The organism is Pseudomonas sp. KH_021, from assembly GCF_057838865.1.
Genome location: NZ_JBYQOU010000002.1, coordinates 1 through 24,346, shown reverse-complemented (window position 1 = coordinate 24,346; position 24,346 = coordinate 1). Strand labels below are relative to the sequence as shown.

Here is a 24,346-nt window from a genome sequence, read left to right as displayed (position 1 = left end):
CCAAGCACCTCTCCGCTGCAAACGATTCAGCACCATTCAGACCACATCATCGACTAAATTGGTCGTACGCATGATCTGAACAGAATCACCGTCTATACGTTGGGCTCCCCGCGCCAGCATGCGTTGATAGAATGAGTCGACCATATCTACGATTAACAAGTGATACTCGTGCTGAGCACAAGCTTCGTACATTGCTTTGATTACTCTCTTACCGAGCCGATTCCGCGTCATCGCTTCGGGCATAAAGATGTTCGTGATGTACACCTGCTTTTCGTCGTGCAGAAATTCTGCCCGCAAAACTTTCGTCCGGACGTCAGAGTCAGTTCGCTGTTGACACAGCACCAGGAGCTCTCCCCTATCGTGCATATCCCCAGGCTCAAGATCAAAGTCATGCCATGGCATGGTTTCAAGCGGTGCTGCCAGTAAGCCCTTCACCGCTTCCAATACAGTGCGTTCAACGTCCATCAGATCAATTTCCAAAAATAAACGGCAGAGATACGTCGAGCTCTTCGAGACCCGACGGATTGTGGCAGATGCTACCTACCAGACATCACTAAAGCGAGCACCTTACTATCGGCTCAATGAGTTCAAGCGTTGATCTATAAGCGTCCTTGCGCATCGTCCATTTGCCAGGTGAGAGCAAGGCCATGGCGCACTGCATTCAACGTCATAAACGGCTCTAGCAACTGAGGAGCCAATTCCAGACATGGGCGAGTCCAGTCGCACCACCGTAAGAGTGATGCTTCGATCAATAAGGGTACAGCGGATGTTTTTGGATACGTGCATGTGAAGGCCTCACAAAAATAGAAGAAGCCTGATCATGGCGTCACGACTTGAGGGGTGGCGCGAATTTGGCGTTCATTTCTGAACCAGCGGATCTACATCGATCTGACTCATCACCCCTCACTCGGCGCGACGAAACAGCCATGGAGCAATAGGATTCTTGTCCCGCCACAACCCTAATTGGTCGCGACGCGCCTGCGTTTCGAGCGAAGGGAGCTCATTGTCACGGTTGTACCGTGAGTAAACCCAAGCAAAACCCGATTTAACTTGCTCAGCATTTACATCGATACCATCAACCGAAATCGATCCCACCGTCCGACCATACTGATCGTTGCCGCGGTCAACGATCTCAACCGTTTTTCCACCGACCATGGCAGCCAAATGTTGCTTCGATCGTTGGCCGTAAGCCTGGCTTTTTTCAGGTGCATCAATACCCGCTAATCGAACTCGAATTTTCTCACGCTTGTCGGTAACCACATCGATGGTGTCACCATCGAGCACCGCCACCGTTCGCCCCTGAAACCTTTCTTCAGATAGGCCTAGCAGAGGAGTAATGATTGCAGCGCAGAACGTAAAAATCGCCAATGAACGGTTTAGAAGCATGCGATAGCCCTTTTGGCGCACGGCCTGCGCTTCAGGCGCAGCCCCCTCAGTGCGGACGAAGCTCGGTTCCTCAGTATTCACAACAGATTTCCCCGAGAATTACATCGGGCTGCCGAAGGGAAGCGCGCTCATGAACCAGGTCAACGATTTCGAACAAAGCCACTTTTAGTGGATGAGAACAAACTTCCAGCTCTGTCAGGCGTGTTGCGACTCTTTTTTTCCTGAGTTCAGGATCAGGGATCTGACTGTGAATCAGGCTCGGATTGTAAAAAACCAAGCTGTAGTCATCCCAGGACACAACGGTATAGGTCAGCCCCGCGTCACGAGGAGCTGTTCGGCCTGGCAATGCATCATTCCAAGCAGCCTCTCGAACCTCCCATTGGGCCTCAGGAATGTCATCCGGACGATCCGTTGAGTTCTGATAGTGGTAGTCGAGAAATCCAACGCTTAACAATGCCTCTCGGTAGCCAAGATCCGCTTCCACGTAGTAGATGGCCAAAACATCGTTGCCAGATGGAATCAGGCAAATGTCGAAAGTGAAATCCCACTCAGTGTTCCGGACGCCCTTTCCAAGCACTGAAATTTTAGCGGTCTCGAACTTTTCGATGAGTGTCCATGCCTTGAATGGCTGCTCACGCGTACCCAGCTTGCAGAAATTTGCTGCCAGATCAGCCGAATAAGCCATTTCACGGGCACACACGCTTGCCGCAGCTTTTTCAGCGGCTTCAACGCACCGACGCTTAATGGAAACAAGTTTCTTAAACGCCTGCTCCATGGAGCAATCACGCAGAATTAACCCGTTGTAGATTTTGGTACTCATTAGCCGGAATCCTTAGTCGATGCGTAGCATAGTGCGGTGCCCAGACTCATAGTTTCATGCGAACCATGACTTCAGGGACTGGGTTTCACCCCCTCGCGGGGGCAGTTATTTGGGAGTATTGATTTCAGTACGCTGTTGCCACGCAGTGGCCATGGCTCATTCGGTACTGCTTGATTTGCTCATCGGACCAACTGAGGAATTTTGCAGTAGCTTCCTCGATCTTTTTGGGAAGGAGATCCAGTCCGAAGACCCCATAATTACGGTTGACCACCTGCGGACCGCGCTTAGAAATGACGATCACGCTTTCCTTATCCCGGTGCTTTTCAATCTTGGCAGCCTCGAGCGCGATCCATTCTTTAAGATGGACTGGTTCGAAGCGTCTGAGGTACTCAAGCTCCTCAAGGCTCAGCCAAGGGCAGCTCCTGCAGTTCGAAGGGGGTGGGACAGCCTGTCCAAGACTCGAAATGAATTGCTGGCACGCGGCCCGATCCATTCCTAGATCGATCAACGGATAGAGATTCGAAATGCTTTCCCGGTACCACCGATTTGGATTGGTATCTGGCGCAGCCACCCTCCGCTCTTCACCCTTTGCAATACCCAACATCACATTGATTTTGCCGTAGGTTGCAGCGAACTCACGGATGCCCTTTTTCCTGTTGCAGGAAACCCCGTACTTGTCGCTCAGCCATTGTTCAAGAAACCGATAAATCGGCTGTATTTTGAGACGATCGGTGCAGGTTTTTGGATAAGCCTTGCTGCCAATTGTCGCCTTCGTTCGATAAAAGTGCTTAAGCGACTGCCAACTCTCAGAGTGAAAGCCCATGTCCGCTGTCAAGAAGTGAAATTCAATTCCTTTAGCCAGGCAGCGAAGGCGTGTCTCTTCTACGTGCGAGTAGGTTTCGGGGTACTCGTCACCGGTGTCACTCATCACGACCATAAAATCGCGAGGCGCGTAGCGTTCCCGAAAGCCAACATCGTTGATGTACAGCTCAAGGAGAGCCGTTGAATCTTGCCCGCCTCCAAAGCTGAGCACAGTAAGGCGTGAGTCGCGGGGTTGAAACAGGTCAGGTGTTTGAAAAGTCGTCATACCGAAGGCACCCAGATATTTGAATCTAGTGTCCTACGCCCTCAGAAAATGCAACTCGCCCCACATTTCACGTTGGAGGGGCGCGATGACCCAGTTCAACGGCTACCTCTTGTTGCTTCGTAGATAGCGCGGACCAAAACGCATGGACGTGATGAATGGCCATAGCCTTCAGATCCTGCTTTAGCTGCTCGGACTTGAGATCGATTTTGAATGCTTTGGGATTGTGATCAATCCGGTGGCTGCTCAAGCGCCAGAAAATACTGTAGGCATGCTTAGGTGAAAGCACGTTGTTCGTCCGGTAGTAATCCAAGGCCAGCTGCAGGACGGTGCTTCCTTCACTTGCAGCGAGCCGTTGCAGAGCAGCTAAACACGACTCCATCTGCATTTTTTTCATCAACAGATTGAGGTGTTTTTTTGCATCAGCATCCGACACGGAGGCCCCCTGCTCGAAAACAGGAACGCTGTATTTGAGGATGCATTGAGACCCGACCCACAACGTCTTCTGAGTAAACCGGTTGCGGATCTCGAAATGGTACCGAAGTGACTCTTGCTCGCAGAGCTCACACGTTTTTACCGGCTTACCGTAGTCGTATGCCCGTTCGGTAAACATCCATTCCGTAAACACCTCAGGCACAGTGTCAGCAACGGACAGCGGCACAATGTTGTCGATAACCCGTTGCGGGAAGGAAGCCATTCCGATGCTCCATTGGCTAGGGAATCGTCACCCTAAGACACACCGCGGTAGACGAATATGTGTATTGTCCCCCTCATTGGTGGTTCAGCGCTGGTATTGGATCTGCTGCGTTCCACCAGATGCATTAGCGCTGTCGACGCGACTTCTCATTTTCCCCCTAACCAGGGATGAGGAATACGGGAGTACAACCCGGTGCTCACTTTCCTTCGCCCAAGTGATCACCCGCTCGCATAATCCGCAAGACTGGGCACCAGGTCCTCGAAGGGCTTTCAGCCAGGGTCAATAGGGGGCAGATAAGGGTCATTCGCTGCGATTGGCTGCTCTTCCAGCGTCAGCTGCATTTCCTGTGCAAAAGCATTGCTCTCTTGCAACGTCAATACGCCGAACGCTTGCAGCTCCAGTAACCGGCCATGGATCAAACCTTGCCGCCAAATACGAAGGTCTGGGTCATTTTCATTCGCCGCGCGTGCAACGTCTTCGCGCAACTCGGCCAGTTTGCGCGCCTTCAATGTGGCGAAGGTTTCGCTCTCATGCATGGTCAGTGTCCATGACTATTAGGCGCCGGTGCGGATCCTCTTAGGTGTAATCGACTAATTACATCCACAGTGCGATTTCGTCCAAAAGTCCAAGCGCGCGTCATTTCATCGTAGCCTACGAGATTTCATCAGCAGGATTCTATCTCGCCCAAATATCGGTCGTTGGCGCGGGTTCCAGCTCACGAAAACTCACGCCGTTCTACCCTGACGACGCTGATGTTTTAGGATGATGGCCTAAAAAATTCAGTGCCCAATATAACGACTTGGCCCCGCAAAGCAGGGCCGGTGGATGATTCGATGTTCAGTCTTAAAAACCCAATAGAACCCGAAATATTTAGTCGATGGGCAGATTGCTCATTTCAACGTTGCAGTCAGGATCACGACAGAGACCGTGGTACCGGCGAATTCGTTCGCGTAAACGCGAGACCACTCCAGGTCGTAACCGGGAAGTAGGTTCTTGCCTCTGGCACTTGCTGGAAGAATGGCCACAAGTCGGCCTTTGGGGGCGAGCATCGTAAACGCATGTTCTAGGTGCGCTATCCATCGTGATTCGCTGAAAGGAGGGTTCATCACGATACGATCGAACCCGCGAAGCCCGGTTTGCCACTTCAGGAAATCTGCTTCCTCTACCTGATAACCCTTGGCCTTCAGAATCTGACAATGAAGCGGGCTGATCTCAATGCAAAACGTCTGATCCTTTGGCATAAGGTCCGCTAAACCGCCCTGCCCCGCTTGAGGCTCAAGCCAACGCATACCCGGCGCCGCGCCCACATTAGCTTGAGCAATCGCTGCTTCACCTACGCTGGTTGGGGTTGGGTAAAACTGGTGAGATTTCTGATCCGGAATGCAGCCAGAGCAGACGATCTGATCGAGGACGTTGCCAGGGTTATAGTCGAATTTCCAATAATGTTTTTCTCGAACGCCACCGATTGCCTCCAGCACTTTTTCACCTTCGGCCAGCACCGCTTTGTCGTGATCGCCATAGTCAAAATTCCGCGCCATGGGAACAGTGCGATATCGCTCAGGCCATGATGGTTCAATGCGCTCACTCACTTCGCGTATCCCTGCAAGAAGGGCAATGACCGCGAAAGGCAATGGTCGATCGAAAAGCTCGAAGTCTTTGAGTTTTTTCCTGGTCTTAGGTCTTTCGCGGAATTCTGCAGGGATAGCCGCAGGATACAAGCTGGCAAGGATGGCATTTAATCGCCAAGCCATTTCCGGATGCACTTGCAAGTGAGCGGTACCACGCCCACCGTACACACGAATTCGTAGTGCGCCGCCGTCGACTGCCATCCACTCACCGTTCTGTCGACTTGCCGCTTTGATGACGGGTCCTGTCGCGCTGTGCTTGGGTTCATCACGCCCCATGAATTTTGCAATTACACAGCGCAAATCGTTGATGACGCCTTCAGTATGCGAGCCGAAAACCCCTTGAAGAATCAGTTTTTTTCGGAAGCCTTGAGGTTGATTAGTCACATGATCGCGGCTTAAGGAGCGAAAAATACCGTCGACCCGCTCACCGAGAAATTTCGCTCTGCTGGCGAGCAAACTTCCCAGTGTTGAACGAACGGTATCCTCCTCAAAGGCAGGGAGAGCCGCTATTTCCCACTCATCTGGTTCATTACGATTCCAACTATTGCGAGGTTTTTTCTTACCACGCGGGTTCCGGATCTGCTCAAACCATTCCTCTCGCCGTTTTTGTGGCATGTAGTCGAGCACATCGGTCAGGCGAAGAGCCTTGTTCCAGTATTGAGCGTTCAGTTGCGCTACCGCACCGTCAACTTGGAACAATTCCGCCACAGTGCTGGGCATGCTGTATCGCTGCTCCTTCACGTTTCCTTCTACAAAGTAGTGCAGCACACTGGAAAAGTGCTCGGCTCCCATTGCCTCAGCCAAACCACAAATTTTTGACTTGAGGGAGTGGTATTCACCGACGAGGCTGTCCACTAGGTCCGATGCCATCGGGGCAAAAAACTCGCCTGCATCATCGACCAGGACGCTCCCGTTTGTATTGATTTCCAGGGCCTGCATTGTTGACCTCACTACGTGGTTTTTTGGGACCTCGTCCCACACGTCTGAATTGTCTAACACGTCAAAAAAATGCAAGCAGGACGCACTTCGGCCCTAAACCATGAATTTCAGTCATCAATTTTATGCTGGGGACAACGACACGGTCTGATAAGGACGCTGAGGGGTACAAATGAGTGTTCGCACGGTCTCGCCACCTGTCGGGATGGCTCGCCATGTATCGAATTTGAGATCAGTACGAACGGGACAACACAGAGGGTCGCTGGATAGCACCTCGTTTGTCCGGAAGGGGGTAATGGTGCAAAAAACAAACACCAGAAAGACGAAAAGGGAACCTGTCTCCAGGCTCCCCTTTCATTTTGCATCGTTAGCCGATACCTAACGTAGCGATATTTGGCTCTTAAAACCTGACCTCGCTTGAGGGTGCTCGCTCGGGCCCGCAGGCAAGCCTGCTTCATATTTAATGACCACTGGGCATACGAGTGGTCGGTTTACGCTTCAAATTTGAACACTGGAGGCAGGTGTTGTCAAGCGCTATCAGGTTCGCGGCTTACCCTTCCCTAGAGAGCTCAGCAAGCAAAGTGCGCTTACACGCTGGGCGCCAGCCTGAATGATAAGCCTTCCCGCTGTTGAAAGCGATGTCCCTGATGAAAGCAGGTCGTCGACGATCAAAACCCTTTGATCTGCAAAGCTCACAGACCCGGTCAATTTGAAGGGGTTGGTATAGCCGCGTAGGTGATTATCAACAAGCTTTAGCGAAAAAAGCTGATCTGGTGAGGTACCGAGAGAGTGAATTAGCGATGTCACACCCCGGCGATCTTTGCTAGGAATGAGCCGAGCTTGCAGATCTGCTTGTAGTCCTTGTGCGACTTCTGCGTTCGAGCACTTTTCAAAAATGTCGAAATGCATAACGGCTTCACGCTGGTACCGGCCAGCGATTTTTGCCAACGTCCCGGCTATTGGGTGGCTGGACGGCAATGCAACAATTGCGTCATACGGCTCCTCCTGCATAGCCACCTGGACAATGCAGCGAAGATTTGGCATGAACTTTAGAACTTCAATCAGCTGAATCCGCCACCCAAAACTCCTTTTAAGGGCATAAATCAGTGGGTTGCCGTCACCTTTGTCATTGTTGCTGGCCGTTCTCCTACGGAAAACCGAACGAACCGGAATGCCATGGGCTATTTGGCTGAAGGGGTTCTTCTCGACGGATGTATCAACGAGTTGCTGATGCTCCTCGGTGTAGAACACCTCCTTGCCTTCTACATTGATGCCCACTTTAAAAACCCAAAAATCCCAAACGTTGCGCGTTTTACCATATTGTGCGGCTGGCACCTAGCTCATTTGCAACGCTGTTCGCCTGCCCGCTCAGGCAACCAACGGCCTCGTAGTCCACTTCGAACGACAAGGAAATTTTCATTGAAGGACACACTGATACCCGACCACTACACGACCCTCTTCGCCCGCCGACTCCTGAATTTCACTTTCGAGTCAACCAAGGAACATTTTGAGGAGAATCCACCCAGCGCGGGCCAAACCCTCATTTTGTCGATGCAGCAACACCATATGAATCGCTATCGCTTGGTAAGAGTCGTCAATCCGGCGAGCGGGCGGCAACGGAGAATTATCATCAGCCACGGTGATGCCTACGCGGGTGCCTCCTACTATCGAAGTGGGAAGAGCTGCTTCGCCCCGACTGGCCAGACGAGACTATTGCCACTGGTACCGGCTGTTGCGGAGCGATTGTCCTTTGACCAGGAGACCACATTGTCAGATGAGGACCTCGCTGTGCTTCTTGCTACTGGCTAAGCCACCCGCCCCGCATTTTCCTTGACCTTTTGGTGACCTGAAGAATCAACTGACTATCGCCCTTGCATAGAGGCTGATGTGATGAAATCGCCAAAGGTCACGCCCTGCCCCGAGCGTATCAAGCCGCAGCTGTTAACCATGGCCAGTCGTCCACCGATTAGCGGCGACTGGCTTTATGAAATCAAATTCGACGGTTATCGCATGCTCGCCCGGATCGAATCGGGTGTAGCGTTGTACACGCGCAACGGCTACGACTGGACGCGCCGAATGCCTCGACTGGCTCGCGATCTGCAACACCTACCCGTCGAGTCCGCATGGATTGACGGCGAGGTGGTCATTCAGGACGATGAAGGCCGTCCCACTTTCCAGCCGCTGCAAGTGGCTTTCAGCTCGGGCAAGACCGATGCTATTGTCTATTTTGCATTTGATTTGCTGTGGGTCAACGGCCTCGACTTGCGCGCACGGCCCATTGAACAGCGCCGCCAATTGCTCAGCGAGTTGCTGGCTATCTGTTCACTCGACCGGGTGCGTTTTTCCGAGACGCTGGACGTTGACCCCCACCATCTTTTAGAAAATATTTGTCGGCTCCAGATGGAAGGCGTGGTCGGCAAGCGCGTCGGTAGTGCGTACACGGGCGAGCGCGATGGCAACTGGATCAAGGTCAAGTGCGAAAATCGGAGCGAGTTCATCATTCTTGGCTTCACCAAGGCGGCTGCCGGTATTGGTTCGCTGCTGGTTGGTCTGCACAATGATGTGGGGCAACTGGTCTACGCCGGTCGAGTCAGATCCGGCTTCAACAGCCGCACGCTGAAGCTTTTGCGCGGCAAGTTGGGAGCATTGGAACAGCCCGAATCGCCGCTCCAGATGCCGCCGTCAGTGGCGAAAGGGCTGACCGTCGTATGGGTGGCCCCGCAGCTCGTTTGCGACGTGAAGTACGCGGAAATCACACCGAGCGGCAAGCTGCGTCACGCCGTGTTTTGCGGGTTGCGCGAAGACAAAACCGCCGCTGAAATCAGTTTGCAAATGGACTCACCCGAATCTCCATAGCGGGAAGTCCACCGGCTCCATGCCGGGAGGTTTTCGTGTACGAAGTCAGTTTTGAAGGCTTTGTGCTTCAGTGCGAAATCACCGAGCTGGTGAATGTCGAGCCCAATCCCTCGACGTGGACCAGCGACTGGGATGCCAAGGGCTACCGCGAACTTGAATTTCGCGTGGTGTCAGGCGTGTTTTACGATGAGAACAATGTTCCCACGGAGCTAGGCCGCAACGGCTGCGCGGAACTGGCCGAGCGTTATGCCGAGTTCATCGAAAGCGAATTATGGCGGCAACTCGATGCCGAGCGCGAGGACGTGGCTTAGTCAGCAAGGTGGAACTCCGGCGCGTTGCCGATGCCCATCGAGAAACCCACCCCGCAGAGAGCAGACCATGGAGATTTTCCACGTCGTCGCCGATGGCATAGGTTGGAAGCTGCACGCCCAGGGCAAAGAACAGACCTTGCTCAATGCCCCGACCAAGGCCCAATTGCTGCAACAGCTCCCCGACTACATGGCGAGCCGCACCGGCACCGTCAAGATCCACACCGAAACAGGGCCGATCGAGGACGAGCGCACTTACCTGCGCAGCGCCGATCCGCGCCGCAGCAAAATAGTCTTAACCAATTTTCCATAAACTATTTACCTCTGCTCGAATCGCCAGTTGTCCTCGGCGCATCTGTCGCACAACGTTCCCCCCTCCCTCGTAATGTGTTCGGCGATAGGTTGCTCGCACTGAGCGCACTTTGGCCACTTCGTCTCATGCCCACACCAATGACAGGTTGAGTCCGATATCAGATACATCCCCACGTTACAGAATCGGCATTCCTGGATTCTCTCAACCTCCATTTGAGCGAAGGGATCCTCGTGAGCATCTGAAAAGTTTTCTTCCAGAAAAAGGATCGCGGATTCGACCTGGCCGCACGCGTAACACTGAAGCCGAAAATCTGTGGTATCGATGGAGATGCAGTTATCGACGTCTTCCTGCAATGGCCTTAGCAGTGATGAGTAGCAAGCCCTGCAGATACACTCACCCATGAATTCAATTGCGGCGAGAGGATAATCAAGAGCCGCCCATTCCTGACTAATCTGTGCCTGGCAACTTGTAAAAAATTCGTGGGTATCGAGCATCGTAGGCCAGGCGTCACCGAGTAAAGCGCCAGGCAGCTCCCCTAATTCCTGCGTAATGAAGCGTCCGAGCATGGGGAACAGCGCGGCGATAGATGCTTGGATACCACTTACAGGGTCTGTTGGGTGCAAATGTTCAAGAGCATTTCTACAGTCCCGAAGCGGCGTTAGCGCACTCCAGTCGTGATAGATGCCTAAGCTCTTCAGTCTCGCTTCGATCATGCTTGTATTGATGGTATTTCGGGCATGCGGCGTTGGAGACCATGCTATTGCGCCAGAGTCCGTCACATGAGGAAGTATAGCTTGGGGGATATAGATCAGCGCCTTTGCCTGCTCTGGCGTCTTAGCCAGAGATGCAATTTTATATTTGAAAAGTAATAACACTCCTGCATAGATATTTCTCGCTGCCGAGAGCGCCCGCGCGGATTGCCCAGGCTTGTCTCTGCTGATAACGAAATCCTCAACACCAAGCTGTATGGAACTGACCGCGTTCTTGAGAATCTCTACGACCTCAAACTGATCTGGCCCCTTGTTTTTTGGCCGTCTGGTACTCGCCATGTCCTATCTTCCAAATAATTTAGCCTGGGCGGACTCTAGTCGATTTCCCTCCGCGATCTGTCTTGCCGCGCTCGATGCGTGGATTGCGGTGCGTCATCGGCACCGCTCGGGGTTTTCCAGCGAACGCGACCGGGCCTGCGCCCCAGTTCGGAGCTCGTCCTTCCACACAAGGGGCGGTCATTCTAATTCGCGTTCAAACATACCCAGTTGGCCAGCGGCCCGATCGCATACCGTGCGTGTGATGCGTTACAGCAGACGATCACCTGGCTTTACAGGTAAGCCGCGATCAAACATCGATCGTCACAGAGTGGCATTATTTCCGAATACGGTAAAATTTTCTCATTGAAACGAATCACTGAGGACGCTCGCAATGACTAATAAGACCGCCCTAAACCTTGCTCTTGAAGCCTTAAATCTTGCTGCTGAGTCTGGCGGCGAACTGGATCGCGAAATTTTCGTAGTGGCGGAGCAAAAGTTGAAAGCGATGGTGCGTGCTGTCATCGAGCTCGGCGAGAAGATGGACAGTGATGAGCGGGCACCGGAAGGTGATGATTACAATCAGTTGGTCTCGATTCTCGGAATCAACTGATCCCGGCGCCCGGCACGCAGGGCCGCTTAACCAGTTAAAGGAAAAGACACCGATGACAATATCCCCTAACAACCTGACCTTTGCCGCAGCGCTCGATGCCTACGCAGCGGTGTTGCAAGACCTGCCGGGCAAGGCGCTACGTCAGTCGAATGGCGAAGCTGTATTCCTTGAGGATGGCCAAGTATGTTCTGTGACTCTCAACGAGGCCGGCGAGTGGGATGTGGCCAATGCTGGTTGTATCAGTCCTGTGGCGTGGGAGGAATGCGTAGACAGCGCAGAAATCTGCGCCTCGGCGGTTAACTCCCCTGTGTTCGTCAACCTCCCCGTCTAATCAAGGAAGAGCCAATACAATGAGCAAAGCCGTTGGCGTTAAAGTTGAAGGAGGCGAAGTCGAATGGCACGCCGCTGGAGTAGTGCACGATTACGATACCCTCTACGGCCTCGATGCAAACGACCCTAGTGAAGGGATGCACGGCACCGTTGAGGCGCCACGGGGGCAAAGAATCACTTGCGTTGAGTGCGCCTCGATCTTTGTCCGCACTCAACAACTGGGCCTGCGCCGGGCGAGCTTCGACAGTCGAGTGCTGGCCGGGGCCGAAGACTGAACCTATCTGGAAAAATCGCAGGAACAACCAAAGCCCCGCCATTGTTGTGGGGCCAAGGACGTAGAGGGACGCCAACTCGCGCGTCCGTGGATACGAGGGAATGACGAATGACGCAAAACATGCAGGCTGGGAAGATTTATCGCATGCGTCCGGTTGGGCACCAAACGTTTACCGAAGGCTATTTTCAAGATAACTGTTTCTTTGAAGGTGGTTCTTTTCACGTCGGCGATGTGACGGCTGACGGTGTATTTTTTTACCGCGTCAACTTGCCCGATGGCTCGCCGAAATTCCCAAATCATGTCGCTGGTCACGTTGCTGGTCTGACGCTAACCCGTGTCGATGGAACAGTTTTTGAGTTGGTCGAGCAGGAAGGGTAATCAAGTAGGAATGCCTACCAGGCACGCCAAAAGCCCCGCAAACGCGGGGCCATGTGCGTAGAAGGACACCCATTTTCGCCTCCGATAAAACTGAGGAGTACCCATGACCGATACTCGCTACTACTTGCCCGTCACCTTGGACCAACTGCAGAATCTGCAATCAATACTCGATACGGTCTCGGCTCGCGAAGCCAACCCCGACGCCGAGGTATTTCAACTGCTGGAGGTTGTGCGCAAGACGCGATCTGACGCAGCTAAATCCTGGCAGCAAACACAGGAACACGCTTCCAAATTGGGTACAGACCCAATCGACCCAGCCTTGTCCAAAATGAAGTGGCTGCGCGATGAATTACGTGCAATGGGTTTCGCAAGCGAATTCACCATCCGCGCACCCGGCTCAGCACGTGCACCAGTGGTCTACCTGTTCACAGGTATGACCGACTCTGATGTAGACCAAGCCAATGCCGACCGCCGCCTCGGCTGCTGAGAATAACGCTGCATACCTCCCAGGCCCCGTCTTAAAACGCGGGGCCGAGGCAGTAGAGAGGCGCGTTTTTTTCGTCCGCGCAAACAGACAGGTAATCGACCATGAGTCAGCTTATCGATGAACTACACGCAACCGTCGCCCAATGGCGCGCAGGCAACCAAGAGCGCCATGGCGGCGTGGTACTGGTTTGGCAGGGCGAGGTATATGGATGGAAAAATTGCTTGCGGGACGCGATCCACGAACGCCCAGGGGCGTATGCCCTCGATGAAGCTGGCCACGTCTTTATCGCCGAGGGAGGTGATGATCAAAACGGTGCCAAATGCTGGGTAGTGGTCGATCCATCCAGGTAAGGGAAACTATGAATAATGAAATCGTGCCACCGAAGAAATGATTCGCGGCACCGCCTTCGGCTACGCAAACCACACCCGCTAGTTCTCACGGAAAAATGACATGATACGCATCACCCTATTCACAGTTGCCCTATCTGCTGCCCTTGCAGTCACAGCGCAAGCCGACCAAACCAACTCCGTTTTATGGAAGGTCAAGATGGACTCTCGGGGGGCATCTGAGCCTCTTGCGTTCAGTCTGGTCGTCCCAGACGACGGTTGCCAGACAGCGGAAGTAATGAACCAGGCTTCTGCAACAGTCGTCCCTAAAGCCGCGCTGAAAATCTGCATGGGCAACAGCACACTCGCTCCGCACGCAGCTTACGGCTGGCTGGTCACAGACCCGCAAGAAGCCGCTAAAGCCGGTCACAGCAAATATGAAAAGGGCGAACGTTTCATTCTGGGTTTCTCTGGAGATTATGGCTCAATAGACGGATCGCTCTACTCCGTACAGGTCTCCAAGCAGTAAATAAGGACGTGTAAGGGCGACTGGTTTTAGAGAATTAAAACTGTCGCAGACCTTTAAAAGCTGCGCACCAAGCCACAGATGATGGGGTATACACCCATTATCCCACCGGTGATCAGCGGTTTTTTGGATGGCCACGCCGGCAGTCTGTCGCACCGGAGGCGTTGCCAGGCACGCGGTCCAATGCGTACCGCGTGGTGCCGACACGGTCACAATCCTGCGCAAGCGCCTCCGCGCGGTTTTCTTGCGACAGTTCTATTTCTCTAATTTCGTGTCATTGGCAAACCCATCCGTAAGGTCTACCACCTGCGTAGCAGAAGCCTGAGCATGCCACCGCTATGTTTGTGCCGCTCGCGCAGCTTGAGTTTGGGTTAACGCCAGTCGTAGGGCCCCAGCAACCGCAAGGCTGGGTTACCGCGCCACGCAGCAGGCCGACGGGCATTGGCATCGGATTAGGCACGGGGACAGGTATCGTAGGTGAGGACACCGTGGCAGTCACCACTTGGCCTGGGCGCACCTGCTGGGCCCAAGCGAAGAAGCCATCCCCTTTATCGTAAGCTTCGTCTTCAACGCTGTTGGCATTACGGGCATACCGCACGGCAAAACTGGTGACACCCCAGCGACTGTACTGATCAACATGTGCTAGCTCATGTGCCCATAACGAAGGGTCAGCAGCGCCTGTTGGATCTCTGAACACTATGACGTCAATCAAGGTGACTGCCTGTGCAGCGCCACCCTGTTCAAGAAGGCGGGCCAGGTTCACAAACCCATTATCCCCGATCTTGTATCTGGCCTGATTCATGGAATCCTCCGACGCGTACCCTGTCAGCTGCCGCCGGATGGAGTCCGGTATAGGAACAGAGCCATTGATTGCCGTGTCCCGCGAAGCCCGTATGGCTTGCTCTAGGATCGGACCAGTCAATAAGTTGGCTTGTAGTTCGTTCACGGCATTCGCGACATCCTGACCGGCCTTCTGAACAGTATTACCTGCATCCTGGACGATAATTTCACCTTGTCTACCCAAGTTCTCAGGGCTCATGCCGCCATTCTGCAAGTTGCAGGCAACGTCGAAGACACCACCACATGCCATGGCCGATGATGAAAGGAGAAATGAGGCGATTCCGACGGCCAGGCGCTGCCAACGGCTATTGAGTTTAATCACACGCATAGCTATCCCCTTTGAGCAATGTCATCCACGCTCGGGACAGCAAAACACCGATAGATCGCTGGACGATCGATTGTCGAGTCGGTTCATGATGAACCGCTTGCTCTACTGGTGTTAGTCCCACTCACACGGGTTGTCAATCTGGGTGATCTGAAAGTGGCTGCTGCGACAGCTTTAATTCTCTAGCGCATCTGCCCAAACCGGCGTTCTGGGCGATCGCGACAGTTTTGCGCTTCCTCTCAATGAGGCTGAAGACCGTGAAATTCGTGGCCCTCCTGCGACAGTTTTAATTCTCTAAATCCACGACCTTTCGCTCGGCATTCCATTAATTTAAAACATAGGCAAGATTGCCTATATACTTGCTTAGGCAAGATTGCCTATTACCCATTAAGCGAGGAACGCGTGGAAAATCGCACACGTTATCTGCACTTGCTGAAGGCTTACGGGATTACCCAAGCCAAAAGCGCCGAGTTGGTCGCCGCTGTCACTCAACGGCCTTGCTCAGTGCGAACAGTACGATCATGGGTCAATGACCCGGATAAGCCAAGCTCCAGCCCCTGCCCTGATTGGGCCGTCGCTGCGCTCGAAAAGGCCATTGACTACATGCAGCGTGCCTTGGCGCGGCGCGACGAAGTTAATGCGCGTGAGAGCACCGAGTAAACAACCGACTGCGCTGCGCTGAAATGTCGGTCTTGTCTAGCAAGTACTTCGACCTGACCGGCAATCCGCTGACTTAATGAGGAGTAATCAATGCGGTATGTACTCAGTGTCGCTAAGCATTATTTGACCGGAAAAATCACGATTACCCACGCCACCTATGCTCTTCGAGTGAGGCCTGTGGCGGTCGCGAGCAAGGGGCAAATTTGGGTCATTGCGCCTGACTTCGAAATCTGACGAAAAACCATTTGAATCTCCGGCCTCTGACGGCACCGACTAGCAGAAATATTGATGACCCGACTCGCCACCGATGCGCCCACAGAATCACAGCGTATTCCGCCTCACTCAATCGAGGCCGAGCAAGCTGTGCTTGGTGGTTTGCTGCTGGACAATTCTACGTTTGAGTCGATGGTTGATCTGGTTGCTGTCGACGATTTCTTTTTGTCGGCCCATCGAACGATTTTTCGCGCTATCAGCACTCTCGCTGATCGAGGAATCGCGTTTGATGTCGTTACCCTTCATGACCATCTGAGCAACGAGCCTGAATCCGATCACGCAGGGCATCTGGAGTACTTGAAGGAGCTTTTGGCCAACACTCCATCAACCGCAAACATCGAATCTTACGCGAGCCTTATCAGGGAGCGCGCCAAGCTTAGGCGGATCATTACAACGTGCGATGACATTTCCCAGAACGCACAGAGTCCTGAAGGCAGATCCGCCGCTGATTTGATTGAAGACGCAGAACGCAGAGTGCTGACGCTCGTCACTACAAGTCGAAAGCGTGGTGGCCCTACGGGTGTTACTCAACTCCTGACCAGGGCAAAAAAGAAAATCGATGCGCGGTCCAAATCAGCAAAGACCATTACAGGTCTCTCCAGTGGCTTCACGGATCTGGATAAAAAGATCGACGGCTTACAACCTGCTGATTTGATCATCGTGGCGGGTCGCCCCTCGATGGGCAAAACGACATTCGCCATGAACCTCGTTGAGAATGCGGTGCTCCACAGCGAAAAACCGGTAATGGTTTACTCCCTGGAGATGCCAGGCGAATCCTTGATATTTCGCATGCTTGCCTCCATTGGCCGCATCGATTTGACCAAGATTCGCTCTGGACGACTGAAGGACAACGATTGGCCTCGTCTGTCTTCGGCGATCAATCTACTCAACGATCGAAAGCTGTTTATTGACGACACTTCCGGAATCAGTCCATCCGATATGCGCTCCCGCACACGACGCATCGCGCGCGAGCATGGCGAGCTCGGTTTGATCATGGTCGATTACCTGCAACTGATGCAGATCCCCGGCGCCAGCGGCAAAAATCGAACGAATGAGATTTCGGAAATTTCCCGATCGCTAAAGGCGTTGGCCAAGGAGTTCAATTGCCCGGTGGTGGCACTGTCCCAGCTGAATCGCTCGCTGGAACAACGTCCTGATAAACGCCCCATGAATTCGGACCTTCGTGAGTCAGGTGCGATTGAACAAGACGCGGACGTCATTATGTTTGTGTACCGGGACGAGGTTTATCACCCAGATACCAAATTCAAAGACACCGCGGAAATCATTATCGGCAAGCACCGCGACGGCCCTACGGGATTTTGCAGGTTGAAGTTCATCGACCGGTTCACCCGTTTTGAGACTCTTCTGCCTGGTACTCATGATTTCACTGATCTTGAACTCGGCATCGTTGAGGTCATAGATGAACACCCTCGCCTAGGCAGAATGGTTGCCTCAGACCTTGCCACTCAGAGCAAATTGGTAAGGGTCATGACCCCCGTGTCTGGGATCAGAAGAGGCGCCGGTCGACCCAAAAAATAGCAACGCCGATATCAGTAGTTTCCGATGCGCCCCTCAAGGTCGCTTGCCCAAGGTCCGTTTCTAACCCATTGAGCCCTAGTCTATGAACGAAATCTCCGCTCCCGAGCAGTACGATCTGCAAACCGCTGCCCTGAAGGTGCCACCGCATTCCATCGAGGCCGAACAGGCCGTGCTCGGTGGTTTGATGCTGGACAACAACGCCTGGGAGCGAGTGCTCGATCAGGTGTCCGACGGCGATTTCTATCGGCATGACCACCGCCTGATCTTTCGCGCGATCGCCAAACTCGCCGACCAGAACTCGCCGATCGACGTCGTGACCCTTGCCGAGCAATTGGACAAGGAAGGTCAGACTTCGCAAGTCGGCGGCCTCGGCTACTTGGGTGAGCTGGCGAAAAACACGCCGTCCGTCGCCAACATCAAGGCCTATGCGCAGATCGTTCGTGCGCGGGCGACGTTGCGCCAACTGATCGGCATCGCCACCGAGATCGCCGACAGCGCCTTCAACCCGGAAGGTCGCTCGGCTGAAGAGATCCTCGACGAAGCTGAACGGCAGATCTTCCAGATCGCTGAGGCCCGGCCAAAAACTGGTGGCCCGGTGAGCGTGAACGACCTGTTGACCAAGGCCATCGACCGTATCGATACCTTGTTCAACACTGACAACGCCATTACCGGCCTGTCCACCGGCTACACCGATCTCGACGGTATGACCAGTGGCCTGCAACCGTCTGACTTGATCATCGTCGCCGGCCGTCCATCCATGGGTAAAACCACCTTTGCGATGAACCTGGTGGAAAACGCCGTGCTGCGCAGCGACAAATGCGTATTGGTCTACTCGCTGGAGATGCCAGGCGAATCGCTGATCATGCGTATGTTGTCGTCTCTGGGCCGGATCGACCAGACCAAGGTTCGGGCCGGTCGCCTGGACGACGACGATTGGCCGCGCCTGACTTCGGCGGTCAACTTGCTCAACGATCGCAAGCTGTTCATCGACGATACGGCCGGTATCAGCCCGTCGGAGATGCGCGCGCGGACCCGCCGACTGGTGCGTGAGCACGGCGATGTCGCCCTGATCATGATCGACTACCTGCAGTTGATGCAGATTCCAGGTTCGGGCGGCGACAACCGGACCAACGAGATTTCCGAAATCTCCCGTTCCTTGAAGGCTCTGGCCAAGGAATTCAACTGCCCGGTGGTGGCGTTATCCCAGCTCAACCGCTCCCTGGAGCAAAGGCCGAACAAACGTCCGATCAACTCCGACCTCCGGGAATCCGGAGCGATCGAGCAGGATGCTGACGTGATCATGTTCGTGTACCGGGACGAGGTTTATCACCCGGAAACCGAGTACAAAGGCATCGCCGAAATCATTATCGGCAAGCAGCGGAACGGCCCGATCGGTACGTCACGACTGGCCTTCATCGGCAAGTACACCCGCTTCGAAAATCTAGCGCCGGGCAGCTACAACTTCGAAGACGAGTGAAGAACTTGCTGACTTGAAAATGCCGTCTCACGTCAGTGTGCGACGGCTTCGATTAGAGGCGCGATATCTTGCTTCCAGGTCCGTAATAACGGCTTGCAGGTCAGCCAATAAACCAACCAACACCCATAGATGGCTGAATGGTGATAGCAGTCGCCCATCGTGAGTTTTCCGTGCGCCAGCTGGTGGCGCAAATTAGGGCCTGCCTTGTGGTGAAAGAGCAGCTCGATCTCATTCACTAGATCTGCCCCAAATACTGCATCCATCTCTGGGCGCATATTCTGCAGCAAACCACTCAATGACCTGTCCTCCTCCAACAGATCGGGTTTGATCTTGGAAGATTCTTTTCTGGCGTTTGTCATGACGTAACGGATAGAGTTTTCGAGCTGTGGGATTAGTAGAAACGCCGCGGAGCAATAGTCACCTTGGAATAATCGTGCAAATCCAAGCGCGAAAACCTCCGCATGCCCTTGAGGAACGAAGGGGCTGGCAGCAACTATTGGGGGGAAATGGCGCTCCTCGATCGGAAAGCGCTGTATCGTAGTTCGTAATGCCGGGTCAATTGTAGACGCAACGGCGATATGCCTTCGTAGGTCTAACTCACGCAGCCATTGAGCTTTAAACCACTCTTCATCCGGCTCTCCGCTGGCATGCCCGTCCCCAGGAGAGGAAGCAGCAACCCTGCCCTTTCTATCGATGTAACTATTTGACATCGAATTGAATAGGAACTCTTCCCTGTTTCTCAGAGCGGCCACCCGCAGATCCGCGATTGGTACCGGTCTCCACCAGGCCGCAAACCGATAAAAAATGTCTGGAAGCGTCAGTCCTTCGAACAGCTCAACCGTGCCCTTCCGCTCTTCAGTGAAATCCATTGGGAAGGTGAAAACCGCAAGCTCATCTAACGCTTGATCCTGTAGCTCCGCCAGTTCGAGCCGAAGAGCCTTGATCCGATCTCGGTGGCCACCGATAGCACGTAATTCGCCGATAACGTCCATAGTCCAGGAGGCTTTGGCCATCGGTGAATGGACCTGATCGCGCATACGAAGCGTTTGATCCACTGACGCGCCTTTACAACGCCGCTGCGCCTCCAAATTATTCAGTTTCCCTTGAGCGTACGCCGCTAAATCCCACAGCCCCTTTACAGCCATTGGGTATGCGCCATCGTCAAGAGAAGACGCCAGAAGCTCCGTATCCTCTGCAACTATGCCCCAAGTCGTTAAATCATAGCTCTGCGCCAGGCGAGCGATTCGGATGAAGGGGGTAAATTGCGGCTGACCCTTTGCACGGTTGTACAGTTCAAGCACGCAGGCCTTTACTCTCGCGGGAATGCTAGATCGTTTATTGGTACCCGCAAGGATCTGCAGAGCACGCTCGATGAAGTCGATGAGATGCTCATCTACCCAATCCTCATCCAAGTAGCTATGTCGATACACACCCGACAAACGCTTTTCAACGACCTCGCAATAAGCGTCTACGGCGATTTCCGCCATGTCCCAGCGCTTTCGCTCGTTGTACCAGACCACATCCGCCACCCTTGCTCGTAAAGCTGGATGTGATAATGAAGGGACGACCACTGCCAACACTTGATTTTGCTCAGTTGAAATATCGCTTGCAGTGGTAGTGCGCTCCACCAAACCCCGTACCATGGGGGCGAAAATAGTCGCCGGGTCTTGTACTCTGAAGCAAAAGGCGGCGAGGGTCGCATGCAGTCGATAGGCGCAGGCAGCGCCCTGCTCTCCTCGGGCGTCCGCATCATCTGCAGCTTTGAAAAGAGGCGAGAAAAATGTGTACCCTTCGACCGTAGTCACACCGTCGAGCGCTGCATTGAGATCGATAGACTCAAAGTTCTCAACCGTCACCAGGTTCGCTGCATCACCTGCCTGGGGCGCGGTGTTTTCATCCGAACTCATAAATTTTCCTTATTATCGCGCCCCAGCGTTTACCTCGATCGGTATGCCGACCTCAGGCTCCTTAACACCGCACCCGGAATATGTAGTCGAAGGCTTTCCACTCCAACGGTAAGGATCACATGAGTCCGTTGTAATTTGCCTTTAAAAAGCCTCAAGATTCTGCCCTTTCGAGACCTGAAGCCCTCTCACGCAAGTCATTCATACTCAGGGCGTGCCTGTTTTCTTTCACGACTACAGGAATAGAAAAAGTTATGGGGACGCTGAGCTCATCAGCATGTACTCGCACTAGAATCGACGTGAGCTCCGCGGGAGGAGTGATCAAAAAAACGTCGCTGCTCAACACCTCCTCCCCTGCGTGAATTTTCCCGAAGCCGAACACAGCAGTTGTTCGATCAAAATCTTCCTGGACGTCGAAATGAGCATGCGCCGGATTGAGGATGTTTGGTGTACTGAAGTTAAATTCGGTACTCGGCAATTCGGTCATCTCGGGGACCAGTCGTAACGTCCCTCCAGGCTCAAAGCCAAGGTGCACTCTCACACTATTTGCCGGAGCTGTGCCCTTGTTTGCTATCCGAATACGGAATCCAAACGCCCCCGCTTTTTCCTGTTCATACAGCGCCAGCTCACGATAAAACTCTCGATTTTTTAACGCCATGTGGTTCAACACGTAGCCGTGCGAAGGAGCCCTATACTCGGGATAGTCCTCAAGGAGCAGATGGTTGTATTCAAAGTGAAATCCGCCATTGAGTGAAGACTGATCGTCGAGCCTAGACATCTCGATGCTGAGCAAGGGTTTGCCTGCTGCCATTTTTTGAGCGTCCATTGCACCCATTTTGGCGATCTGTTCCGGGTCCGCGATTGTTGTGGACGAACCGCGGCGGACATAAACGGTGTTCTGCTCAACATTCCCAAATTTTTTCTTGGCGAATATAGGGCGCTCCTGGACCTCAATCGTGTAAAGCCCAAGCGACTGATTTTTGTAGGTGACAGGCCGGTAAGAGAAAACTATGGGTCGGTTCGTTTTGGAGTTTATGAGCTCTTGGAGCCTTGAATCGTCGGGATGGCGGTCGACAGGAAAAATTGACTGATCCTTGTTGTCTACCCCGATCAGGATATACGCCGGTTCTGATCGCCAGGTATTACTGAACGCCAGCATGTCCTTCAGCAACTCACTTTTTGGCATGGGATCGGACCCGTCAGTTACGTACCCCTGCCTTTTGTAGTCCAGGGTGACGCCTTCGCCGGTGTAAAGCAGCCGTTCAATCAAGTCTTCATCTGTCATTGCAGCACCCTGTTGAACAATGTAGGAGAACCCCGCCCCTGCCCTGCAAATACAAAACTGGGTCGCTTACCGTTAACCGAATCATTGGCGTTCGATGACGATCCAGTTTCCGTATGGGGCCAGTTCTGATAGTGGCCGAAAAGGTGTGTCTCGCGGTGGCACGGCAAAGCTCGGTAGAGCCCATTGCAGCGGATCATGCACCACGACCCCGTACAAGGGGTGCCTCTCCGCCACTACCCAATGCCAATCAATTGCAGGACTGTCGCCGCCGCAGCGCACTTTGATAATCCCAGCGCCGCTTACGTGCTCCCAGCCTTTCCATCGCACCATGCGTGCGTTCAGGCCGTGCTCGTGCAGAGCGGCGATCAATTCTTTGAAATTTGAGGAGAACGGTTCACGCCGTGGTCGGCCAGGACCGAAACCAAGGCGAAGAAATGTCTTGCGTGCGTTCTCATAACTCTTGCCGACGAGCATTGCCAAACAGGCTACCCCGCAGCCGTAGTCGTCTACTTGTAGAACCCGTTGGAACGCGCACGAAGACTTCCAGTCCAGGACCGCCACAGTTCCCACTTGAGAGATTGATTGCCGCTGGCTCATTGCTGAAGCCACTTCGCGAGCTTTTCCACCTCCGAGATCGCTGCATGCAGATCCTCGCGACTCACGTGGATCGCAGGATCGATCATCCAGCTGCCACCGCGGCTTTTCATCAGCTTTTTCTCATAGTCACTGACGAACAATGGACTTGGATGCTTTTTGAGTGTCGCCGAGCTATGGCTAGCGCGTGTGTCCGTTATCCGATTGACATGCTGACTCGCATTTCTGGCAAGGACCACTTGCTCCAGGATGTTGAAGTCGGCTGGGCAGCTGCTCCAATTCACGCCGTGCTTCGCAAAACAGGTTCGGTACCCCTGAATAAACCCTTTCTTGAAAGGTCCGCACTCTTTCTCGCAATCAAGCCCCGCCTCTTGCTCGTGCGTGGCAAAGAAGACCTTCAAACTCTCCGAAAGCATTGAGACGCAAGTTTGCCCGACCACCTCTACCCCTGTTTGAGCACGAAGCCATTCGTCGAGAAAAGCGGGCTCATTACTCATCGTGTCAGGGTCGAAGTACGGAGGCTCGAACGGCGCCTCCTCAGAATCAATTTTCCGAATAGTCTCCAGAAAAGGTGCTGAGGCCTCGTCAAAGTAGTGTCGGATGAACGCGGTGCGCTGTTCGAGGAAATGTTTGATGTCCATCGACCTGATCCATGGCTGATTATTGTGGTGCTGCAACTGGCGCTAATTTTCAATCCCTGGCCAGGGTTGATTGGGAATCAACCTACAGCGGCCAATGCCTCAGGCGGTTCAGCAAGATCCAAACGCATCTGATCGCTTTCTTTGAAATGAAAGGTCAATCGCTTCACCGTACGACCTTCGGTATGAGTTTCGTAGGTGATATCAAGGTTGCTCTTGGCTTTAAGCTCCTTGATGGATGGATCAATGACCTTCTGGCGCAGGTTGTTGAACCTGGCATAGCTGTCTCCCAGCTCCAACATCTCGCGGAGGTCTTCCACTTCGATCGTGTACCAACCTGTCTCACGAAACTGCATCAGCAGCTCGAACATTCTGATCGAGTGAATGCTGTTCAGATGCGCAACGCGTTTTAGCTCGTATGTGGTGAAGTGTTTGTTGAGCATGCTGAGGTATGGCAGTACGTGAATCGTAAAATGAAGCTTCGCGTACCCCTCACCCTTCTCGTACTCAACGCGGTCGACCCAACGGAAACGGACGGTTTTGGATTTGCTTTCTTTCGTTTTGATGTCGCGATCGTACAGCGTGTTGCAGGCGTCAATCATCGCCTCATAGGCTTGCTTGAGGGGAAGATTGTAGACGTCAGCAAAATCCGTCGCGCGTACGGTAATTGGCTTGTTGATCGGCTTTCGGGAGTCAATCTGGCCAATCGCGATGAGCATCAATCGCTGTTCTTGAAGGGTCAGCTTGTATGAGGCCGACACGAGGTCATTCGCTTTCGTGACCTTGTGATTTGTTTGTGGATGCACTTCGACGATTTCGTTCAT

Annotated in this window: 29 protein-coding genes; 14 read left to right on the top strand and 15 right to left on the bottom strand. The window is 53.5% G+C overall.

The window, feature by feature from the left end:
- Positions 1 to 36: 36 nt before the first annotated feature.
- The 8 genes from AC3IX4_RS28905 to AC3IX4_RS28870 all read right to left on the bottom strand — a co-directional run bounded on the left by AC3IX4_RS28905 (position 37) and on the right by AC3IX4_RS28870 (position 7,886).
- On the bottom strand, positions 37 to 465 hold the full coding sequence (locus tag AC3IX4_RS28905) for a hypothetical protein (RefSeq protein ID WP_489261539.1): 429 nt from the start codon (positions 463 to 465) through the stop codon (positions 37 to 39).
- Between the two features lie 438 nt (positions 466 to 903).
- On the bottom strand, positions 904 to 1,467 hold the full coding sequence (locus AC3IX4_RS28900; RefSeq protein WP_489261538.1) for a thermonuclease family protein: 564 nt from the start codon (positions 1,465 to 1,467) through the stop codon (positions 904 to 906).
- Entirely contained in the window at positions 1,457 to 2,206 is a 750-nt protein-coding gene (locus AC3IX4_RS28895) for a hypothetical protein (RefSeq protein WP_489261537.1), read from the bottom strand. Before AC3IX4_RS28895 ends, AC3IX4_RS28900 begins: the two co-directional genes overlap by 11 nt.
- A gap of 124 nt (positions 2,207 to 2,330) precedes the next feature.
- Positions 2,331 to 3,293: a phosphoadenosine phosphosulfate reductase domain-containing protein gene (locus tag AC3IX4_RS28890; RefSeq protein WP_489261536.1), complete on the bottom strand. Its 963-nt coding sequence runs from the start codon at positions 3,291 to 3,293 to the stop codon at positions 2,331 to 2,333.
- 67 nt (positions 3,294 to 3,360) lie between these two features.
- A complete protein-coding gene (locus AC3IX4_RS28885; RefSeq protein WP_489261535.1) occupies positions 3,361 to 3,987 on the bottom strand; it encodes a hypothetical protein in 627 nt (208 codons plus the stop codon).
- A gap of 269 nt (positions 3,988 to 4,256) precedes the next feature.
- A complete protein-coding gene (locus AC3IX4_RS28880) occupies positions 4,257 to 4,523 on the bottom strand; it encodes a hypothetical protein (RefSeq protein WP_489261534.1) in 267 nt (88 codons plus the stop codon).
- A 354-nt stretch (positions 4,524 to 4,877) separates the two neighbouring features.
- Positions 4,878 to 6,554, bottom strand: a complete 1,677-nt coding sequence (locus tag AC3IX4_RS28875; protein WP_489261533.1) for a DUF4942 domain-containing protein — start codon at positions 6,552 to 6,554, stop codon at positions 4,878 to 4,880.
- 534 nt (positions 6,555 to 7,088) lie between these two features.
- Positions 7,089 to 7,886, bottom strand: a complete 798-nt coding sequence (locus AC3IX4_RS28870) for a phosphoribosyltransferase family protein (RefSeq protein WP_489261532.1) — start codon at positions 7,884 to 7,886, stop codon at positions 7,089 to 7,091.
- Between the two features lie 84 nt (positions 7,887 to 7,970).
- On the opposite strand from AC3IX4_RS28870, the gene AC3IX4_RS28865 reads away from it, so the two are divergent.
- The 4 genes from AC3IX4_RS28865 to AC3IX4_RS28850 all read left to right on the top strand — a co-directional run bounded on the left by AC3IX4_RS28865 (position 7,971) and on the right by AC3IX4_RS28850 (position 10,028).
- Positions 7,971 to 8,360, top strand: coding sequence for a hypothetical protein (locus AC3IX4_RS28865; RefSeq protein WP_489261531.1), 390 nt, complete (start codon positions 7,971 to 7,973; stop codon positions 8,358 to 8,360).
- An 81-nt stretch (positions 8,361 to 8,441) separates the two neighbouring features.
- Complete coding sequence (ligD, locus tag AC3IX4_RS28860; protein ID WP_489261530.1) at positions 8,442 to 9,407, top strand: non-homologous end-joining DNA ligase; 966 nt, start codon at positions 8,442 to 8,444, stop codon at positions 9,405 to 9,407.
- Positions 9,408 to 9,442: 35 nt separating this feature from the next.
- On the top strand, positions 9,443 to 9,718 hold the full coding sequence (locus tag AC3IX4_RS28855) for a hypothetical protein (protein WP_489261529.1): 276 nt from the start codon (positions 9,443 to 9,445) through the stop codon (positions 9,716 to 9,718).
- A gap of 67 nt (positions 9,719 to 9,785) precedes the next feature.
- Entirely contained in the window at positions 9,786 to 10,028 is a 243-nt protein-coding gene (locus tag AC3IX4_RS28850; RefSeq protein ID WP_489261528.1) for a DUF2188 domain-containing protein, read from the top strand.
- A 5-nt stretch (positions 10,029 to 10,033) separates the two neighbouring features.
- On the opposite strand, the gene AC3IX4_RS28845 is transcribed toward AC3IX4_RS28850, so the two are convergent.
- Entirely contained in the window at positions 10,034 to 11,077 is a 1,044-nt protein-coding gene (locus AC3IX4_RS28845) for a hypothetical protein (RefSeq protein ID WP_489261527.1), read from the bottom strand.
- Between the two features lie 370 nt (positions 11,078 to 11,447).
- Here AC3IX4_RS28845 and AC3IX4_RS28840 point away from each other — a divergent pair, with 370 nt between their 5' ends.
- The 7 genes from AC3IX4_RS28840 (at position 11,448) to AC3IX4_RS28810 (ending at position 13,990) form a co-directional block, all read left to right on the top strand.
- Positions 11,448 to 11,666, top strand: a complete 219-nt coding sequence (locus tag AC3IX4_RS28840) for a hypothetical protein (RefSeq protein WP_489261526.1) — start codon at positions 11,448 to 11,450, stop codon at positions 11,664 to 11,666.
- Positions 11,667 to 11,718: 52 nt separating this feature from the next.
- A complete protein-coding gene (locus AC3IX4_RS28835; RefSeq protein ID WP_489261525.1) occupies positions 11,719 to 11,997 on the top strand; it encodes a hypothetical protein in 279 nt (92 codons plus the stop codon).
- A 19-nt stretch (positions 11,998 to 12,016) separates the two neighbouring features.
- Positions 12,017 to 12,271 carry a cupin domain-containing protein gene (locus AC3IX4_RS28830; protein ID WP_489261524.1) on the top strand — a complete coding sequence of 85 codons (255 nt, stop codon included), beginning with the start codon at positions 12,017 to 12,019 and terminating at the stop codon, positions 12,269 to 12,271.
- A 107-nt stretch (positions 12,272 to 12,378) separates the two neighbouring features.
- Positions 12,379 to 12,648: a hypothetical protein gene (locus tag AC3IX4_RS28825; RefSeq protein WP_489261523.1), complete on the top strand. Its 270-nt coding sequence runs from the start codon at positions 12,379 to 12,381 to the stop codon at positions 12,646 to 12,648.
- Positions 12,649 to 12,751: 103 nt separating this feature from the next.
- Positions 12,752 to 13,135: a hypothetical protein gene (locus AC3IX4_RS28820; protein ID WP_489261522.1), complete on the top strand. Its 384-nt coding sequence runs from the start codon at positions 12,752 to 12,754 to the stop codon at positions 13,133 to 13,135.
- A 101-nt stretch (positions 13,136 to 13,236) separates the two neighbouring features.
- Complete coding sequence (locus AC3IX4_RS28815) at positions 13,237 to 13,485, top strand: antirestriction protein ArdR (RefSeq protein WP_489261521.1); 249 nt, start codon at positions 13,237 to 13,239, stop codon at positions 13,483 to 13,485.
- A gap of 100 nt (positions 13,486 to 13,585) precedes the next feature.
- Positions 13,586 to 13,990, top strand: coding sequence for a hypothetical protein (locus AC3IX4_RS28810; protein WP_489261520.1), 405 nt, complete (start codon positions 13,586 to 13,588; stop codon positions 13,988 to 13,990).
- 271 nt (positions 13,991 to 14,261) lie between these two features.
- Here AC3IX4_RS28810 and AC3IX4_RS28805 read toward each other — a convergent pair whose 3' ends face one another.
- Positions 14,262 to 15,155, bottom strand: a complete 894-nt coding sequence (locus tag AC3IX4_RS28805; protein ID WP_489261519.1) for an eCIS core domain-containing protein — start codon at positions 15,153 to 15,155, stop codon at positions 14,262 to 14,264.
- A gap of 399 nt (positions 15,156 to 15,554) precedes the next feature.
- On the opposite strand from AC3IX4_RS28805, the gene AC3IX4_RS28800 reads away from it, so the two are divergent.
- The 3 genes from AC3IX4_RS28800 to dnaB (AC3IX4_RS28790) all read left to right on the top strand — a co-directional run bounded on the left by AC3IX4_RS28800 (position 15,555) and on the right by dnaB (AC3IX4_RS28790) (position 19,101).
- On the top strand, positions 15,555 to 15,812 hold the full coding sequence (locus AC3IX4_RS28800) for a hypothetical protein (protein WP_489261518.1): 258 nt from the start codon (positions 15,555 to 15,557) through the stop codon (positions 15,810 to 15,812).
- A gap of 288 nt (positions 15,813 to 16,100) precedes the next feature.
- Entirely contained in the window at positions 16,101 to 17,624 is a 1,524-nt protein-coding gene (dnaB, locus tag AC3IX4_RS28795) for a replicative DNA helicase (protein WP_489261517.1), read from the top strand.
- A gap of 82 nt (positions 17,625 to 17,706) precedes the next feature.
- Positions 17,707 to 19,101: a replicative DNA helicase gene (gene dnaB / locus AC3IX4_RS28790; protein WP_489261516.1), complete on the top strand. Its 1,395-nt coding sequence runs from the start codon at positions 17,707 to 17,709 to the stop codon at positions 19,099 to 19,101.
- Between the two features lie 32 nt (positions 19,102 to 19,133).
- On the opposite strand, the gene AC3IX4_RS28785 is transcribed toward dnaB (AC3IX4_RS28790), so the two are convergent.
- The 5 genes from AC3IX4_RS28785 to AC3IX4_RS28765 all read right to left on the bottom strand — a co-directional run bounded on the left by AC3IX4_RS28785 (position 19,134) and on the right by AC3IX4_RS28765 (position 24,346).
- A complete protein-coding gene (locus AC3IX4_RS28785) occupies positions 19,134 to 21,008 on the bottom strand; it encodes a DUF7380 domain-containing protein (protein WP_489261515.1) in 1,875 nt (624 codons plus the stop codon).
- Between the two features lie 151 nt (positions 21,009 to 21,159).
- Positions 21,160 to 22,290 (bottom strand): AlbA family DNA-binding domain-containing protein, encoded by a 1,131-nt coding sequence (locus AC3IX4_RS28780; RefSeq protein WP_489261514.1) that lies wholly within the window; start codon positions 22,288 to 22,290, stop codon positions 21,160 to 21,162.
- Positions 22,291 to 22,371: 81 nt separating this feature from the next.
- A complete protein-coding gene (locus AC3IX4_RS28775) occupies positions 22,372 to 22,770 on the bottom strand; it encodes a hypothetical protein (RefSeq protein WP_489261513.1) in 399 nt (132 codons plus the stop codon).
- A gap of 113 nt (positions 22,771 to 22,883) precedes the next feature.
- The gene (locus AC3IX4_RS28770; protein WP_489261512.1) at positions 22,884 to 23,525 is read right to left on the bottom strand and encodes a hypothetical protein; all 642 of its coding nucleotides are present in this window, start codon (positions 23,523 to 23,525) and stop codon (positions 22,884 to 22,886) included.
- Positions 23,526 to 23,602: 77 nt separating this feature from the next.
- Positions 23,603 to 24,346, bottom strand: coding sequence for a replication initiation protein (locus AC3IX4_RS28765; RefSeq protein ID WP_411961168.1), 744 nt, complete (start codon positions 24,344 to 24,346; stop codon positions 23,603 to 23,605).

What these genes read in the sequence shown, in the direction of transcription:
- AC3IX4_RS28850 (WP_489261528.1), top strand. Translation starts at nt 9,786, where the DNA reads ATGGAGATTTTCCACGTCGTCGCCGATGGCATAGGTTGGAAGCTGCAC.
- ligD (WP_489261530.1), top strand. Translation starts at nt 8,442, where the DNA reads ATGAAATCGCCAAAGGTCACGCCCTGCCCCGAGCGTATCAAGCCGCAG.
- AC3IX4_RS28895 (WP_489261537.1), bottom strand. Translation starts at nt 2,206, where the DNA reads ATGAGTACCAAAATCTACAACGGGTTAATTCTGCGTGATTGCTCCATG.
- AC3IX4_RS28830 (WP_489261524.1), top strand. Translation starts at nt 12,017, where the DNA reads ATGAGCAAAGCCGTTGGCGTTAAAGTTGAAGGAGGCGAAGTCGAATGG.
- AC3IX4_RS28875 (WP_489261533.1), bottom strand. Translation starts at nt 6,554, where the DNA reads ATGCAGGCCCTGGAAATCAATACAAACGGGAGCGTCCTGGTCGATGAT.
- dnaB (WP_489261516.1), top strand. Translation starts at nt 17,707, where the DNA reads ATGAACGAAATCTCCGCTCCCGAGCAGTACGATCTGCAAACCGCTGCC.
- AC3IX4_RS28815 (WP_489261521.1), top strand. Translation starts at nt 13,237, where the DNA reads ATGAGTCAGCTTATCGATGAACTACACGCAACCGTCGCCCAATGGCGC.
- AC3IX4_RS28905 (WP_489261539.1), bottom strand. Translation starts at nt 465, where the DNA reads ATGGACGTTGAACGCACTGTATTGGAAGCGGTGAAGGGCTTACTGGCA.
- AC3IX4_RS28805 (WP_489261519.1), bottom strand. Translation starts at nt 15,155, where the DNA reads ATGCGTGTGATTAAACTCAATAGCCGTTGGCAGCGCCTGGCCGTCGGA.
- AC3IX4_RS28890 (WP_489261536.1), bottom strand. Translation starts at nt 3,293, where the DNA reads ATGACGACTTTTCAAACACCTGACCTGTTTCAACCCCGCGACTCACGC.
- AC3IX4_RS28845 (WP_489261527.1), bottom strand. Translation starts at nt 11,077, where the DNA reads ATGGCGAGTACCAGACGGCCAAAAAACAAGGGGCCAGATCAGTTTGAG.
- AC3IX4_RS28765 (WP_411961168.1), bottom strand. Translation starts at nt 24,346, where the DNA reads ATGAACGAAATCGTCGAAGTGCATCCACAAACAAATCACAAGGTCACG.
- AC3IX4_RS28825 (WP_489261523.1), top strand. Translation starts at nt 12,379, where the DNA reads ATGACGCAAAACATGCAGGCTGGGAAGATTTATCGCATGCGTCCGGTT.
- AC3IX4_RS28780 (WP_489261514.1), bottom strand. Translation starts at nt 22,290, where the DNA reads ATGACAGATGAAGACTTGATTGAACGGCTGCTTTACACCGGCGAAGGC.
- AC3IX4_RS28840 (WP_489261526.1), top strand. Translation starts at nt 11,448, where the DNA reads ATGACTAATAAGACCGCCCTAAACCTTGCTCTTGAAGCCTTAAATCTT.
- AC3IX4_RS28835 (WP_489261525.1), top strand. Translation starts at nt 11,719, where the DNA reads ATGACAATATCCCCTAACAACCTGACCTTTGCCGCAGCGCTCGATGCC.
- AC3IX4_RS28820 (WP_489261522.1), top strand. Translation starts at nt 12,752, where the DNA reads ATGACCGATACTCGCTACTACTTGCCCGTCACCTTGGACCAACTGCAG.
- AC3IX4_RS28785 (WP_489261515.1), bottom strand. Translation starts at nt 21,008, where the DNA reads ATGAGTTCGGATGAAAACACCGCGCCCCAGGCAGGTGATGCAGCGAAC.
- AC3IX4_RS28770 (WP_489261512.1), bottom strand. Translation starts at nt 23,525, where the DNA reads ATGGACATCAAACATTTCCTCGAACAGCGCACCGCGTTCATCCGACAC.
- AC3IX4_RS28810 (WP_489261520.1), top strand. Translation starts at nt 13,586, where the DNA reads ATGATACGCATCACCCTATTCACAGTTGCCCTATCTGCTGCCCTTGCA.
- dnaB (WP_489261517.1), top strand. Translation starts at nt 16,101, where the DNA reads ATGACCCGACTCGCCACCGATGCGCCCACAGAATCACAGCGTATTCCG.
- AC3IX4_RS28885 (WP_489261535.1), bottom strand. Translation starts at nt 3,987, where the DNA reads ATGGCTTCCTTCCCGCAACGGGTTATCGACAACATTGTGCCGCTGTCC.
- AC3IX4_RS28880 (WP_489261534.1), bottom strand. Translation starts at nt 4,523, where the DNA reads ATGCATGAGAGCGAAACCTTCGCCACATTGAAGGCGCGCAAACTGGCC.